The sequence below is a fragment of the Oceanobacillus sp. HCA-5259 genome (genome assembly GCF_037892815.1).
Lineage (GTDB): Bacteria > Bacillota > Bacilli > Bacillales > Amphibacillaceae > Oceanobacillus > Oceanobacillus indicireducens.
The window spans coordinates 37,781-53,249 of sequence record NZ_JBBKBV010000018.1 but is presented as its reverse complement, the minus strand read 5'-3'; the positions used below and the strand labels follow the sequence as shown (position 1 = coordinate 53,249).

Below are 15,469 nucleotides of genomic sequence, written 5' to 3'. Positions count from 1 at the left end.
TATATACCTCCCTGGATTAATTCTTCTCCCAAGAAAAACTTTTGGATTTGTTTTTATTAGGATTCGCTTTAACTAATTGCTTTGTAATATCTACAAATTGGATAAATTCATTAAAGATTTCTTCTAGTTCCTGTACTTTGTTTGGATCGGCAAGCTTGCCATCCTCATCAAAAGCTTGTAAAGATAGGCCAACCAGAAACTCAGAACTTGGCATAATACGTGCTTTCAATTCCGGTGCATCAAGAATTTGTCTCAAGTGTGACTGGGCACGGGAAGAACCCAGGCGACCGTATGATGCTCCAGTAATCATGACCGGTTTATCAATAAGTGGTTGAGTCGTATAAGATAACCATTCCAATGCGCTTTTTAAAATAGCTGGGACAGAGTGATTATACTCTGGTGTGCTGATGATAACCCCATCCGCTTCCTTAATTTTATCCGAAAGATCCTGCACTTCAGGTGGTGCTGTGGTGTCTCTAGGTTTATTAAATGCAGGCAAATTTTTAATTTCATAAAGTTCAATGTTCGCTTTTTCAGCAAAATGTTTTTGCATAAATTCTAGTAATTGACGATTCGTGGATTGGTCTGAGTTCGTTCCAACTATTCCGATTAGATTCATCATGTTATTGCTCCCTTCTCATATTTTATACACTACAACAGTTCGAATAAGATATTTTTTTCAGAAAATTAATGATAGCAGGATACTTTATCTCTTAAGATAATTACCCTACGCTTACCTATCGTAAACATAGCAATTACCGAAGACCCCACTCCCATTCGAACAATAAAGGGTAAGAGTAAATTCCCTTAACCATCACTTAATTGAAATCCCTCTCACACTTTAACTTGTGAATATTTTCACTAACTATCACAATTTAAATATAACGTATTCCCCATCAAAATGCAAGAAAAAGTGCGGGACATGGGGTCAGTGCATTTGTCCCCATTTTTGCTGGGACACGGGGGTCAGAGCAATTGTCCCACAATAGAAAATCATCTTTATAATATATTCTTTGCAAACAACAATTTGGATAAAACATACGTGGAAGATAAATCTTATATCCCTTCCCTATAAAAATAAAGTGAAACTCATTCAGTGGGGTATCCTTACCTTCCCCACTGAAAGTTAGTTGAACAGAATCAGGGATTTACGAACTGTTTATCTACCCTTCACATATTGGGCTTCCCTCATGTTTAGAAGAGGGGGGATTACAGACCGTTAATACGTGATAAATTAAGGGTGCCTTTTTGGCAAAAGCAGTCACCGGCACCCATTCCCAAGCACTAAAATTAATCATCCCGTTTTCTTTTATTTCTCTTCTGATCAAGATTTAGGAACTCTGTATCCTCAGCTATCTCCACATCGCGCTTCGGCCTCGTATCATATTTCCTCACGTTCCTCTGTTTTCCTTTATCCTTATTTCTATTCTTATTTTCCTCTGACATGGTATAAACCTCCTTTACACTAATTCAATCTTAGTGTGTCCTTCTTTTTACTAGTTATTTCAGATAGAAATTATCGTATTCCGTTCTCTTTTGGTATAATGCGGACATAGAGATTTGAATGAAAAAGGAGTTATCCATGATGAAGATAGAAATTAATGGCTTTCTGTTGAATGAAGAGCATATTAAAATGCTTCTAAGTGAATTAAAAGACGAAAAGGTTAAAACAGTGGACGAGTTGGAAAGATATTTAAAAGATCATTGGTATACAAAAGATAATGCAAGAAAATGCCATCTGCTCGTTGCTAAACATCCTAACAAAAGAAGCTTTGCGATTCCGTTCGAATAAGAATTCATTCCAAAAAATAAAGTAGTTTAGCATCTTTTTCAATAAAAAATGCTAAACTACTTATTTTCTCCTAAACGAATTGATTCTGTTCTATCGTATAAACTCCGCGGGAGGTGCTGATCGTAAAGCGAGCCCCATCAAATTCGTACGTTGCTTCCTCTTCAAGAGGGATTTCAAATGTTTCAGCTGGCAAGGATTCATAATTGTTCATCGTTGTTTCGATGAGACCACTTCCGTTTAATTGCAAGGCGTAATGGGATATATAATCATCAATATTCTGTCCCTTCGTGAAAGAAACTCCTCTTAAAACAAGAAGTATTTCATCTATATCATCCATTTCCTGCTTCACAATCTTTATCTGTTGATCATTCCATTTCTGTAATAATTCATTAAATTCTTCAATGCTTAAGCGCCGTTGCTTCATTGTATCACTCCTTTTTATTACGTTTTCCCTCTCTTCGGAAAAACATACAAAGAGTGTTTTCAATTGCTAAGAAAGCGCTGCAGTGCCTCAAATTGCTCTTTAGCATCGTTCCAACCTAACTCATAAAGCTCCTCCACTCGTTCCTTCTTCCGTTCCGCCCTCCCTACCGGCAATTCCGCACTTGGTCGCATCACAAACGCATTTCCTAGCTGTTCCTGTTTAGCGACATATTCAAGTGTCTCATTATAATGCTTATACCGTTCCCTTAATAAATCATTTATTTTCGGATGCTGCTTATACTTAATAATAGAGTACATTTTTCTTGGCCGTTTGAAATAACCCTCTGGCTTTGTAAGGATAATTACATTCTTTTCAAAGCCATCTTGCTCTGATTTTTTTATCGGAATGGGATCACTAATCCCGCCGTCTAATAAATGCCGGCTTTTATATTCCACACTCGACGCTACAAATGGCAAAGAACTTGAGGCACGGAGTAATTTCACGAGATCTGTCCCCTGGTCCGTTTTATTAAAATAGACCGGCTCCCCTGTGTCACAATCGGTGGTTACAATGACGAATTCCTCTGTATTCTGCTTAAACGCATCCATATCAAATGGAACTAATTTATTTGGAATTTCATCAAAAATAAAATCCATCCCAAAAAGTTCCCGTTTCTTGATAAAATTTCTAAAGGAAAGGTAACGTTTATCCTCAATAAAACCGAGATTCACTTTTTTGTTTCGACCTTTTTGCCTTGAAAGATAAGATGCGGCCATACAAGCTCCCGCCGAAACACCGATGACATAGGGTGGGTATAAATCCCGCTCCATAAAATATTCAAGCACTCCTGCCGTATATAATCCGCGCATACCGCCACCTTCAAGGATTAATCCTGCATTAACCATCGTCTCTTCCCTCAACTTTATTGTGAATTTTGTAGGCTTTTTCCATTTATATTATGCTCCGGATACTACAATTAAATAATATCATTTTAACAGACCTGCCTAGAGTTTGGGAATTTTTTCAATTTAAAACAGGTAAGAAGATTTCTTTCTTGCATACCTGGGTACATTAGATATTGGAAGGGAAGGATTTTCTTGAAGATTAAACTGAAACGAATTTATGATGAATCCGCAAAAGCAGACGGGGTACGCATTCTCGTTGACCGTCTCTGGCCAAGAGGGGTATCGAAGGAAAAAGCGAAACTCGATCACTGGCTAAAAGAAATTGGTCCGACAGATGAATTACGAAAATCATTTCATCATGATGAAATGAGCTTTAAACAATTTAAAGAAAAGTACTTAAAAGAATTAAAATCCGGCGAACAAAAAGAAGCGCTTGATGAATTAAAGAAAATAGCAGCTGATGCCAACCAAGTCACTCTCCTCTTCGCAGCAAAAAATGAAAAAGAAAACCAAGCAGTCATATTAAAAGAAAAATTAGATGGTTAAAAGCGGGACATGGGGTCAGAGTATCTGTCCCACTGGGACAAATGCTCTGACCCCATGTCCCGTCCCAGTCATTTTCCCTCTCCTACTTGCATATGTTTTATTAGGACAAACCTATAGTCAACATGGCAAAAATTATTAAAGGAGAGGGATTTTAATATGAGGTATAAAAACCCAAATATAGAAGGTGCAGTGATTACATTTAAGGACCGTTACGATAACTTCATTGGAGGAGAATATCGTCCACCAGTCAAGGGATTATATTTTGAAAATGTCAGTCCGGTAACTGGTAAAGCATTCTGTGAAATCGCCCGTTCAACAAAAGAAGATATCCAGTTAGCAGTCGATGCAGCCAATGAAGCGAAGGAAGCCTGGGGAAAAACTTCGGTTACGGAGCGGGCAAACATTTTAAATGAAATTGCAAATCGCATAGAGAACAATATGGAAATGCTCGCCGTTGCGGAAACTTGGGATAACGGAAAAGCAATTCGCGAGCCCCTCGCAGCTGACTTGCCTTTAGCCATCGATCACTTCCGCTATTTTGCCGGTGTCATCCGTGCACAAGAAGGTGGCATCAGCCAAATCGATCATGACACGGTTGCTTATCACTTCCATGAGCCGCTCGGTGTCGTCGGACAGATTATTCCGTGGAACTTCCCACTGTTAATGGCGACGTGGAAGCTTGCACCAGCGCTTGCTACTGGTAACTGTGTCGTTTTAAAGCCTGCTGAACAAACACCAGCATCGATTCATGTGCTCTTGGAGTTGATTCATGACTTGCTTCCTCCTGGTGTATTGAATGTCGTGAATGGATTCGGAGTCGAAGCTGGAAAGCCACTTGCAACAAATCCGGGGATTGATAAAGTTGCTTTTACCGGCGAAACAACAACCGGCCGCTTGATTATGCAATATGCATCTGAAAATATTATCCCGGTAACATTGGAGCTTGGAGGAAAGTCACCAAATATCTTTTTTGAAGACGTTTTGGACAAAGATGATGGTTTTCTCGATAAAGCGGTGGAAGGCTTGACAATGTTCGCCTTAAATCAAGGTGAAGTGTGTACCTGTCCTTCTCGTGCCTTGATTCATGAGTCCATATACGATGAATTTATGGCACGGGCACTCGCACGAGTTAAAGAAATTAAAATCGGTCATCCGCTCGATACGACCACAATGATGGGTGCACAAGCCTCAACCGAACAACTAGAGAAAATTATTTCCTACCTTGATATCGGAAAACAAGAAGGCGCGGAAGTGTTAATCGGAGGGAATGTAAATAAACTGGACGGAGAGCTTTCGAACGGTTACTATGTGGAACCGACTATCTTTAAAGGACATAACAAAATGCGGATTTTCCAGGAAGAAATTTTCGGTCCGGTCCTGTCTGTCACAACCTTCAAGGATAAGGAAGAAGCGCTGGAGATCGCGAATGATACACTCTACGGTCTAGGTGCTGGTGTCTGGACGCGGAATATTAATACTGCTTACCGCTTTGGTCGGGAGATTCAAGCAGGAAGAGTTTGGACGAATACGTATCATCAATATCCTGCCCATGCTGCATTTGGCGGATATAAAAAGTCCGGAATCGGCCGGGAGAATCACCAGACGATGCTCGCCCATTACCAGCAAACGAAAAACTTATTAATCAGTTATAGTGAAGGCCCTACCGGTTTATTCTAACTTTCATCTGCAAGGAAGCTAATCGCCTGTATTGATTAGCTTCCTTTTTACATAGATTAAAATAAGGAGGGATTTTTTGATGGTACAACGTGTTGTTGCGACGGAAAGTACACTTCAATTACTAGAAAAATTGAAAACAATCCATGGCCCGCTCATGTTTCATCAATCCGGAGGTTGCTGTGACGGAAGTTCCCCAATGTGCTATCCACGTGATGAATTCAGAACCGGTGAATCGGATATGTTACTAGGAGAAATTGGCGATACGCCTTTTTACATGTCCAAAGATCAATATGAATACTGGAAACATACCCAGCTTATCATTGATGTGGTAGATGGAAGAGGTGGGATGTTTTCCGTGGAAGGTCCAGAAGGGAAGCGATTTTTGACAAGATCACGGATTTTCACAACAGAAGAACGAGAAAAATTAGAATTGTGATCGCGGGATGGGACGTGGGGTCAGAGCATTTGTCCCACTGGGACAAATGCTCTGACCCCAATGTCCCTAAATTTCCTAGCAATTGAATGGGTGTTTCCCCTTCTAACCTGTTATAATAGTTGTATCTTTTACCGAACTTTTATCTTAATCTATTATTCTATCTTTATACTTGAAAGGTGAGCTGCTTATAAATGAGCACGTCAAATGTAATTATCAAACGAATTATCATCGGAGTACTTATTGTTGTTGGGGGCCTCCTTACATATTTTTATTTCTCACAAATTTTCCCCATCCTACTTGCACTATTGCTCGCACTAGTTTTTGAACCATTCGTTCGGCTAATGATGCGCAAATTCAAATGGAAGAAAAGAATCTTACCTGTTTTGATTACCTTTCTATCCTTTCTGATCATTAGCGGCTTAATCATTTATATTACAGTCGTTGTCATTTTTGACATCCTTTATGGATGGGCTTTTCAAATCCCGCGCTATGCCATCGAAGTTCAGCATTTTATCGAAAACAATATTGAAAAGTTCTATGATTTTCTCCAAGAAGTTCCAATGGCGGATGTCATTATTGAAGAACTAGAAGCATTATCTTCTGATTTCATGCAGACAGCGTTAAGTATTACGACCTCTATTATTACTGGAATCGGGTCTTTTGTACAAAATATTGTAGCGGCGATTCCAAACTTAATTTTTGTCTCCTTATTCTTCTTGATTGCTCTATTTTTATTCAGTCTGGAATTACCAAGAGTGAAAAAGATTTTCTGGAGCTGGTTCCGTTCTGACCTTGCCGCTAAGCTGCAGTTCATTTCCAAACGTATGGGTGAAGTCTTCCTCGGATATTGGAAAGCACAACTCATCTTAAGTATCGGGGTATTTATTTTTTGCTTCATTAGCCTTAAGTTTATTGCTCCTGGGCCCGCCTTGGTCATGTCTTTCATTATCTGGATTGTCGATATCATTCCATTATACGTCGGGCCGGCACTTGTACTTGTCCCCTGGGCACTACTCGCCTTTATTCTCGGGAAAACATTTATGGGGATTCAATTGATTATCCTTACCGTCATTCTACTCGTGTTACGCCGAGCAATCGAACCAAAAGTGTTGGGAGATTCTATTGGTCTCGCTGCCCTTCCAACCGTACTCTCCATGTACTTCGGGTATGTACTGGGCGGTGTACTCGGACTCATCTTCGGACCATTTGTTTACATTGCATTCATCACCGCCAAAGAAGCAGGATTATTTGAACTAACCTCAAAACCAGAACGAACAGAAAACTAACCGAGGGGCTGGGACATTGGGGTCAGAGCACTTGTCCCAGTTGATTGGGACAAATGCTCTGACCCCAGTGTCCCGATTTTCTTTTTCTATGTTAAAATGATAGAAAATATTAAATAATTCGGAAAGGAGTTTTTGAGATGGGGAGATTAGATGGGAAGGTTGCAATTATTACAGGGGCTGCGAATGGTATTGGGCTTGCAGCAGTTCGCGTTTTTGCGAAGGAAGATGCAAAGGTAGTGATTGCAGACTTTGATGAGAATACAGGAAAACAACAAGAGAAAATATTGCAAGAAGAAGGAGTGGATTGCCGCTTCATCCAAGTTAATGTTGCTGACTGGGATAGTTGCAAGCAGCTTGCGGATGAGACTATTCAAGAGTATGGCCGGATTGATATTTTAGTTAATAATGCAGGCATCACAAGGGATGCAATGCTTACCAAAATGAGTGTCGAAGAATTCCAGCAAGTCATCAATGTGAACTTAACTGGAGTATTCCAGTGTACCAAAGCAGTTATCCCATACATGATTAAACAAGGTAGTGGAAAAATTATAAGTACATCCTCTGTTTCTGGTGTGTATGGTAATGTTGGACAAACAAATTATGCCGCTGCAAAAGCCGGCATCATCGGCATGACCAAAAGCTGGGCGAAAGAACTGGCGAGAAAAGGAATTAATGTAAATGCAGTCGTACCTGGATTTACAGAAACAAGTATGGTTACATCAGTACCTGAGAAGGTTATTGAACAAATGAAAGCGCAAATTCCCCAACAGCGGTTTGGTAAACCAGAAGACATTGCTAATGCCTATCTCTTCCTAGCATCCAACGAATCCGACTACATAAACGGCCACGCCCTCCACGTCGACGGCGGCATCATGCTTTAGCGGGACAGGGGGTCAGAGCATTTGTCCCGAGCGACCGCTCGTTTGGGACAGTTGCTCTGACCCCTTGTCCCGCCGACCCTAGCACCCAAAAATAGGAGGATAGGCCCTTTGATATTTTTTTGATAGTGTAGTTAAATCATAGGAAAGGGGTGAGGGGTTTGGTTGAAGCTTTAATTAATTATGGGATTTTCTTTTTCGTTATTATTGTTTTAGCAATTATTATTTCATTGGTGAGGAAATCCAGTGTACTTTCTTCCCTATTTAAGTTTCTTGGGAAAGTTTTGCTCATCAGTCTGCACATTTTCATGCTTGGAGTATTTACAGCAGCGGTTAGTTTGCTCGTCGGAATCATCATTTTCATTCATCCTTATTTATTTGGCACGCCGCAATTCTTCGCAAACGGTGAAGGCGTTCATTTACTTACATCACAGGACTTTGCGTTATTGGAATTCTCTTTAACATACGGGATAATGTACATCATTTTATATTTTATTGCCTTACGATTTCTCGTAAAAACTAGATTAACAGCCTTTTTCATCCGTATTGCAAGAACAATTCGGCAGATTGTACCCTACCGGCGCAGTCATAAACGCTTAGAAAACAAAATTATCGGAACAGCTTGTCAATTAATGGCAACAAGTCTCTTGCTCATTCTATATCCAATCGCACTTAAATTATTATTCCCCCACCTTGAAATGACGTGGGCTGGTAATCTAACTATTTTCGTTTGCCTGTTCATTTACTCCACCGTTCCAACACCCAGAGAGGCAAATACACAAGAACGAAAGTCCGCTTATCGTATGAGAACGATGAGAAATAAATTCTAAAAATCTTTAAACGGGTCAAATTGAACTGGATTTGGCCCGTTTAATAGTTATTTAGGTAAAATTTCCATTTGATCAATTTTAACCGCACGTGTAGCGATAAAGTGAAACTCATTCAGTGGGGGGATCCTTACCTTCCCACTGAATGTTAGTTGAACAGAATCAGGGATTTACGGACTGTTTATTCCCGCCCTTCACATATTGGGCTTCCCTCATGTTTAGAGGAGGGGGATTACAGACCGCTAATACGTGATAAATGTTTTAATATACTTATCTAGCATCCGCTTCCCGCCGAAATCATCTTCGTAAAAACCAATAATAGCAAAGCCAGCATCAATTTGACCTTGAATTTCTCCCCTTTAACAAATTTCTCCATTCTTATATACCAACTTAAACTTCTCACAAACGACGAGCTTATCTTCTGTAAAATCTCTATTTATCTCTCGAAGTTCTTTTTTGAAAAAATCTTCATGTACTTTCTGCCAATAAGCTAAAGAACGATCCCCCTCCCCTTCCAGATATGCATGTTCTTCTGTAACTTCATCATAAGGAGTAATCTGGACTGAAGTTGTTTCGATGATCGCAACCGCTTCTCCCTTACCGTTCAGAATAATATTATGCAGCCCAACGTACGGTAAAGTTTCATTCTCCAATTCATAGAATAGATAAAGGGAACTAGTTGCCGTTTTAACTCCAGCCAACACAAGATCAGCAAGTTCATCTGCCATCTCCTTGGAATTCCCGAAAGCCCATGCCTCATACTCGCTAGCTACATCTCCAAACCTATCCTGATACTCCTGCCACATCTTAATCAATGATTTATTTTCCATTTTCATATTCCTCCCTTAAAAGTGGGACACTGGGGTCAGAGTAAATGTCCCGAACGACCGCTCGTTTGGGACATTTACTCTGACCCCATGTCCCACCTACCGATTAGTCTAATTTTTCAATAAGTGCTTGCCATTTCTCTTCTAGTTCTTCTTTTTCCTCATATAGTTGCTGTAATAAGTCCAAGTCTTGAGTTTCTGATAGTTTCTTTTCTAGTTCTATAATTCTTCCCTCCAGAAGATTTAGTTCTTTCTCTATCTTGTTTTCGTTATGTTTTTTCTCACGAGGCTTTTTTTCGAAAAGGGAGTGTTCTTGTTTTCTATCAAGCTCCTTCTTTTCCGCTTGTCGCTCTCTAGTCTCCTCCATTTTCTCCTTCGCCCAGGAATAACTCCCATTAAACGCATGAAGAGTTCCATCTTTCATCCAATATATTTTCTCAAACAAGCGATTAAGAAAATACCGGTCATGGGATACAGCCAAGATCGTTCCGTTAAAATCATCCAACGCTTCCTCCAACACTTCCCGGGAATCAATATCCAAGTGGTTTGTCGGTTCATCCAAAATTAAGAGATTCACATCCTGATACATCAGTTCCGCAAGTCTTAGACGCATCCGCTCCCCACCACTCAAACCGGAAACCTTTTGAAAGACGGCATAACCATAAAACATGAACTTCGCTAAAATGTTTCTTGCTTCTCCTTCCGTTACCCTCACCTTATTACGAAAAGCTTCAATCACCGTTTCATTCTTAGCTTCTTGAAATACATGCTGAGACAGATAGCCAATTTTGACGTTGCTCCCTATTCGTATTTCTCCTCCATCTGCAGCTATTTCACCTAATATCAGCTTCAGAAGTGTTGACTTTCCACTCCCATTCTCCCCAATTATTGCAGCTCGCTCTTGGTAGACAAGATGCATCGAGATGTCCGCAAATAATTGTTTTCCTGAAAAACTTTTCTTGACATCGCGTAGCTGGATAACATCCTTTCCACTCCTTTCTCCAGCTTCCATTTCAAGCCCCATCTTCTTCCGCTCTAATACTGGCCTATTCAATTTATCCATTCTTTCCAAGGCTCTCTCCATATTACGAGCTCTCCGGTGAAGGTCTGCATTTGGAGGATTCGCACGGTTCGCCCATTCCCGCAACCGTTTAATCGCCTCCTTCATTTTCTTTATTTTCTTCTGTTGCTCCTCATAATCCTGAAAAGCTTGCAATAGTCGCTTCTCTTTTTCCTTTACATATCCGGTAAAATTCGTGTGATACATCGTCAGTTCCCCGTCCTCCAAATCCATCACTTTATCTACTACTTCATCGAGAAAATAACGATCATGGGAGATCACAAGAACTGTCCCCTCGTAATCTTGCAAAAAGCTCTCCAACCACTCAACAGCCATGAGATCAAGATGATTCGTCGGTTCATCTAACAGTAACAAGTCCGGTTGTTTCAACAGCAGTTGACCTAACCCTACCTTTGTCTTCTCTCCTCCGCTAAGCTCACGAAATGGTTGCTGAATGAAAGATTCCATATTTAGTCCATGGATAATTTTCTCGATCTCCGCCTCCATTTCATAACCGCCTTTTACAGTAAATATTTCTTGTAACGTACCATATTCGGATACTAATTTTTCTAACCTTTTTGCATCCACCTCAATAGCCATATCACGTTCAAGCTTTTCCATCTTCTGTGCGATCTTAGTCAGTTCAAAAAAGGCATGCTTTAAAACATCTCTACCAGTACCTTCCACCCCTTCCGGAATCTGCCGCAAAATCCCTCTGGAAGCACCTTTTTTCCAGTGAATTTTTCCTTCGTCAGCTAACTCCTCACCAGCTAACAACCGAAGTAGAGTCGTCTTTCCACTTCCATTTCTTCCTACTAAAGCAAGCCGTTCTTTTTCTTTTATTTCAAATGTAATATCTTCAAAAACCATATTTCCACCATACATTTTTGCGATATGATTCACACTGCAAATAATCATTTTCCTTCCTCCTCGTAATGGGACGCGGGGTCAGAGCATTTGTCCCGAGCGACCGCTCGTTTGGGACAAATGCTCTGACCCCATGTCCCAATCCTTCTTAAACATAAAAAAGCCATGAGAAGACAACTCTCCCCATGACTTATAGAAGTGCGACCACTTCACTATATGAAAAAAGAGAGCATGAAAATGCACTCTTTGCCTACGTATTATACCGCCTGCGGGTTAAGAATGTTTCACTGTTTTAGTTTGCTATTTAGTTGTTAAAAAAGGGCATACTTATCCCGTTAACAACTAAACCTGCAAATTTTGCACGGCAAAAATACAGAAAATCCAATACATAACCGTGCCCTAAAACAGCCTGATTCAACATCCTTAACCACCTCCATTTCAAATAATCACTTGTAGTGTATCATTTATAGGAATAATCTGCAAGTGGAGCGTGGGGTCAGATCGTTTGTCCCTGGGACAAATGCTCTGACCCCATGTCCCAGTCCGCATTAATACCTTATGTCCGTTCAACTAACAATCAGCGGGGATAAAGCGCCCCGCTGATTGAAGTTTTACTTTATCGGATTGTTACACATTCCAATCCGAACATTTTCGCTAAATCTTCTATTTGTTTAGCTGTAACTGCAAATGATAGAACTGTATGGTGACCTCCACCATATTCAACCCATTTTTCCACGCCATGCTGGAATCCGGCATTTATAGTCACCATTTGACGAGCGACCGGAAGATGCGGGGCAGGTTCCGCTGGGATACTTCCTTCTACTTCGTACATTACCATTCGGAAATGATCACCAAAGTCGGAAACAGTCAAGTTCACACCTTCTCCTTCCACTCCATCAAACACTAAGCGTGCAGGGTCTTCCTTATCACCAATACCTAGTGGGTGAACTTCCACACGTGGCTTCGTGCTTGCTAAGGTCGGATCAACTTCAAGCATATGCGAGCCTAGAATCGCTTCCTCACCTTTCACTAAGTTGTACGTATAATCTTCCATAAAGCCTGTCAACTTGTTATGAGTCATAATCTTAATTAAACGGTCAAGTGCTGCTGTTTTCCAGTCACCTTCACCAGCAAAACCAAACCCAGCTTCATTCAGACGCTGTACAGCCATACCAGGGAGCTGCTTCATACCCCATAGATCCTCGAAGTTCGTCGTGAATGCAGTATAACCACCGCGCTCTAAAAATCTCTTCAATGCGATTTCAATCCTAATTTGTTCTTTCACTTGGTTTTCGAAAAATGCTGGATCATTTTCACCTACTACAAATTCGTATTTCTCTTCACACTCTTTATAAACCTCATCAATCGCTTCATCCGTCACTTCATTCATTTCAGCGACTAAATCACCAATACCGAAGTAATCGACTGTCCAACCGAATTGAATTTGTGCTTCAATCTTATCCCCGTCCGTAACAGCCACATTACGCATATTGTCACCGAATCTAGCAACTTTAATGTTGAAGCTTTCATTATAAGCAACAGCAACATCCATCCACTGTTTAATTTCCTTCTGAACATCTTCATCTTTCCAGTGGCCGACAACAATTTTATTATTTTTCTTCAAACGAGCATTAATGTAACCATACTCTCTATCCCCGTGTGCACTTTGGTGTAGGTTCATATAGTCCATATCAATGTCTTTCCATGGAATATTATTCGCTAACTGTGTATTCAAATGGAGCAACGGCTTTTGAAGTAGCTTCGTCCCTCTGATCCAGTTTTTCGCTGGAGAGAATGTATGCATCCACGTAATAACACCAGCAACACGATCATTATAGTTAATTTCCTTCATAACCTCTGTGATGCTATCGGCAGTCGTCGCAACTGTTTTAAATACAATCGGATAAGGGAAATTACCCTTTTCATTTAATTCATTCATGATTTCTACCGCGTTTTCCTTAACGGCATTCAATGCTTCTTCCCCATATAAATGCTGACTTCCTACAATGAACCAAAATTCATATTGATTTATTTCCAACATAATAAAGACCTCCTTGAATTAAATATCTTAAGTTTCCCCTGCTCCATTCACATGGTTTGAATCTCTTTACAGTACTGTACGTTTAATATTTTGTAAATCGCTTACAACTTGTATTGTATATTAATGATACGCACAAGTCAATAATAAGTTTATTTATACGTATAAAAGATAGGTGAATCATCTCTGTAAAACAATAGAACCCTTAATAAATCCACGTGTTCCAAAGCATATGACACTACACTATTTATACGAACAAAAATATTTTAGTTGATTTGTCTGTACAATAATGATATTATTTATTTGTGAAAGCCTTTACTTCCAGCTGAAAGTAACCATATAAAAGAGGAGGTACATTAGTTATACGCAATTAATTCATATTTTTTAACATAGTTGTACTGATAAATAATTCCATTCACTTGCTAGTACTCTCATTACGTTCTTGTTTGTAAGCCTTTACGATTTTAAAGAAGTTATTTTCGAGAAATGTTCTACACCTAGGGAGGGAATTTAATTGGTAAAAGAAAAAAAGATTTCTCATAAGTTTATCTATTTCTTTGGAGCTTTTGGAGGAATATTATTCGGTTATGATATTGGTGTTATGACAGGAGCGCTTCCATTCCTGCAGCAAGATTGGGGACTGCAAAATGCGGCAACAATTGGCTTGATAACTTCTTCTATTATGTTAGGGGCAATCTTCGGTGGTGCTCTTGCAGGACAACTTTCGGACCGTTTCGGGCGCCGGAAGATGATTCTAGCTTCTGCGATTATCTTCGTTATTGGATCAATCCTTTCGGGAATTGCACCGTCTAATGGTGATATCTTCTTAATTATCGTTCGGGTCTTTCTCGGTCTTGCCGTTGGTGCAGCATCTGCACTTGTTCCGGCCTATATGTCAGAGATGGCTCCAGCCAAGTTACGGGGACGCTTATCTGGGATAAACCAGACAATGATTGTTTCCGGGATGTTACTGTCCTATGTTGTTGACTTTTTACTAAGCGGATTACCAACGACGATGGCTTGGCGCTCTATGCTTGCGATGGCAGCGGTACCAGCTATCATTCTGTTTCTCGGTGTATTAAAGTTACCGGAATCGCCTCGTTTCCTTATTAAAAATAATAAGATTGGCGAAGCTCGTCAGGTACTAAGCTATATTCGCCCAAATAAAGAAGCAATTGAAACCGAAATCAAAGAAATTCAAGAGAGCAGTAAGCAAGAAAATCAGAAAGTTTCTTGGGGTGCTTTATTAAATAGTAAATATCGCTATTTAGTTATTGCCGGTGTCGGTGTCGCAGCCTTCCAGCAGTTCCAAGGAGCTAACGCGATATTCTACTATATCCCATTAATCGTAGAATCAGCTACTGGACAAGCAGCAAGCTCTGCATTGCTGTGGCCGATTATCCAAGGTATCATTCTAGTAATAGGTTCCTTAGTGTTCCTTGTCATTGCGGATAAATTTAAGCGTCGGACATTGTTGACCCTCGGGGGTACAGTAATGGGGCTTTCCTTTATCTTCCCGGCGATTATCAATTCCATTGTTCCAGATGCGAACCCGATGATGATTGTTGTGTTCCTAAGTATTTATGTCGCATTCTATTCCTTTACATGGGCACCTTTAACGTGGGTAATTGTCGGAGAAATCTTCCCGCTGCTCATCCGCGGACGTGCATCCGGTTTGGCTTCATCCTTTAACTGGATAGGATCTTTCCTAGTCGGATTGCTCTTTCCGATTATGACTGCATCGATGGCACAGGAAGCTGTATTCGCTATCTTTGGTATCATTTGTCTACTCGGAGTCGGCTTTATCCGTATCCGTGTACCAGAAACTCGCGGCCGCACATTAGAAGAAATTGAGAAAATCGGTGAAATGAAAGGATTGGCAAAGAATAATAAAACAGCCTAAAAT

Annotated in this window: 16 protein-coding genes and 1 pseudogene; 8 read left to right on the top strand and 9 right to left on the bottom strand. The window is 40.3% G+C overall.

Going from position 1 to position 15,469, the window contains the following annotated elements:
- Window positions 1–16: 16 nt before the first annotated feature.
- Complete coding sequence (locus WKU33_RS11365) at window positions 17–622, bottom strand: NADPH-dependent FMN reductase (RefSeq protein ID WP_336252632.1); 606 nt, start codon at window positions 620–622, stop codon at window positions 17–19.
- Window positions 623–1,290: 668 nt separating this feature from the next.
- Window positions 1,291–1,446, bottom strand: coding sequence for a hypothetical protein (locus tag WKU33_RS11360; protein ID WP_336252633.1), 156 nt, complete (start codon window positions 1,444–1,446; stop codon window positions 1,291–1,293).
- A 139-nt stretch (window positions 1,447–1,585) separates the two neighbouring features.
- Here WKU33_RS11360 and WKU33_RS11355 point away from each other — a divergent pair, with 139 nt between their 5' ends.
- Complete coding sequence (locus WKU33_RS11355; protein WP_188858573.1) at window positions 1,586–1,792, top strand: hypothetical protein; 207 nt, start codon at window positions 1,586–1,588, stop codon at window positions 1,790–1,792.
- A 70-nt stretch (window positions 1,793–1,862) separates the two neighbouring features.
- Here the strand turns inward: WKU33_RS11355 and WKU33_RS11350 are convergent, their stop codons facing one another.
- Together WKU33_RS11350 and WKU33_RS11345 are read right to left on the bottom strand one after the other, a co-directional pair.
- Entirely contained in the window at window positions 1,863–2,216 is a 354-nt protein-coding gene (locus tag WKU33_RS11350) for a hypothetical protein (protein ID WP_156856998.1), read from the bottom strand.
- 59 nt (window positions 2,217–2,275) lie between these two features.
- Complete coding sequence (locus tag WKU33_RS11345; protein WP_336252634.1) at window positions 2,276–3,121, bottom strand: patatin-like phospholipase family protein; 846 nt, start codon at window positions 3,119–3,121, stop codon at window positions 2,276–2,278.
- 192 nt (window positions 3,122–3,313) lie between these two features.
- On the opposite strand from WKU33_RS11345, the gene WKU33_RS11340 reads away from it, so the two are divergent.
- From WKU33_RS11340 to WKU33_RS11315, 6 genes are all read left to right on the top strand, one after another.
- Window positions 3,314–3,667: a DUF488 domain-containing protein gene (locus WKU33_RS11340; RefSeq protein WP_336252635.1), complete on the top strand. Its 354-nt coding sequence runs from the start codon at window positions 3,314–3,316 to the stop codon at window positions 3,665–3,667.
- Between the two features lie 156 nt (window positions 3,668–3,823).
- The gene (gene adh, locus WKU33_RS11335; RefSeq protein ID WP_340454622.1) at window positions 3,824–5,344 is read left to right on the top strand and encodes an aldehyde dehydrogenase; all 1,521 of its coding nucleotides are present in this window, start codon (window positions 3,824–3,826) and stop codon (window positions 5,342–5,344) included.
- Window positions 5,345–5,423: 79 nt separating this feature from the next.
- Window positions 5,424–5,780 carry a DUF779 domain-containing protein gene (locus tag WKU33_RS11330; protein ID WP_156857002.1) on the top strand — a complete coding sequence of 119 codons (357 nt, stop codon included), beginning with the start codon at window positions 5,424–5,426 and terminating at the stop codon, window positions 5,778–5,780.
- Window positions 5,781–5,971: 191 nt separating this feature from the next.
- Complete coding sequence (gene ytvI, locus WKU33_RS11325; RefSeq protein WP_156857003.1) at window positions 5,972–7,066, top strand: sporulation integral membrane protein YtvI; 1,095 nt, start codon at window positions 5,972–5,974, stop codon at window positions 7,064–7,066.
- A gap of 137 nt (window positions 7,067–7,203) precedes the next feature.
- A complete protein-coding gene (gene fabG, locus WKU33_RS11320) occupies window positions 7,204–7,947 on the top strand; it encodes a 3-oxoacyl-ACP reductase FabG (protein ID WP_340454619.1) in 744 nt (247 codons plus the stop codon).
- Window positions 7,948–8,105: 158 nt separating this feature from the next.
- On the top strand, window positions 8,106–8,774 hold the full coding sequence (locus tag WKU33_RS11315) for a hypothetical protein (protein WP_340454617.1): 669 nt from the start codon (window positions 8,106–8,108) through the stop codon (window positions 8,772–8,774).
- 239 nt (window positions 8,775–9,013) lie between these two features.
- Here the strand turns inward: WKU33_RS11315 and WKU33_RS11310 are convergent.
- The 5 genes and pseudogenes from WKU33_RS11310 to araA all read right to left on the bottom strand — a co-directional run.
- Window positions 9,014–9,124: pseudogene (locus WKU33_RS11310) on the bottom strand (SAM-dependent methyltransferase); the annotation flags it as partial.
- A gap of 6 nt (window positions 9,125–9,130) precedes the next feature.
- Window positions 9,131–9,607, bottom strand: coding sequence for an ASCH domain-containing protein (locus WKU33_RS11305; RefSeq protein ID WP_370459778.1), 477 nt, complete (start codon window positions 9,605–9,607; stop codon window positions 9,131–9,133).
- Between the two features lie 97 nt (window positions 9,608–9,704).
- Entirely contained in the window at window positions 9,705–11,576 is a 1,872-nt protein-coding gene (gene abc-f / locus WKU33_RS11300) for a ribosomal protection-like ABC-F family protein (RefSeq protein ID WP_340454615.1), read from the bottom strand.
- A gap of 253 nt (window positions 11,577–11,829) precedes the next feature.
- Window positions 11,830–11,946, bottom strand: a complete 117-nt coding sequence (locus tag WKU33_RS11295) for an RAxF-45 family protein (protein ID WP_308425612.1) — start codon at window positions 11,944–11,946, stop codon at window positions 11,830–11,832.
- Between the two features lie 195 nt (window positions 11,947–12,141).
- Window positions 12,142–13,566, bottom strand: a complete 1,425-nt coding sequence (gene araA / locus WKU33_RS11290) for an L-arabinose isomerase (protein WP_077703049.1) — start codon at window positions 13,564–13,566, stop codon at window positions 12,142–12,144.
- A 511-nt stretch (window positions 13,567–14,077) separates the two neighbouring features.
- Here araA and WKU33_RS11285 point away from each other — a divergent pair.
- Window positions 14,078–15,466 (top strand): sugar porter family MFS transporter, encoded by a 1,389-nt coding sequence (locus WKU33_RS11285; protein WP_340454610.1) that lies wholly within the window; start codon window positions 14,078–14,080, stop codon window positions 15,464–15,466.
- Window positions 15,467–15,469: the final 3 nt, after the last annotated feature.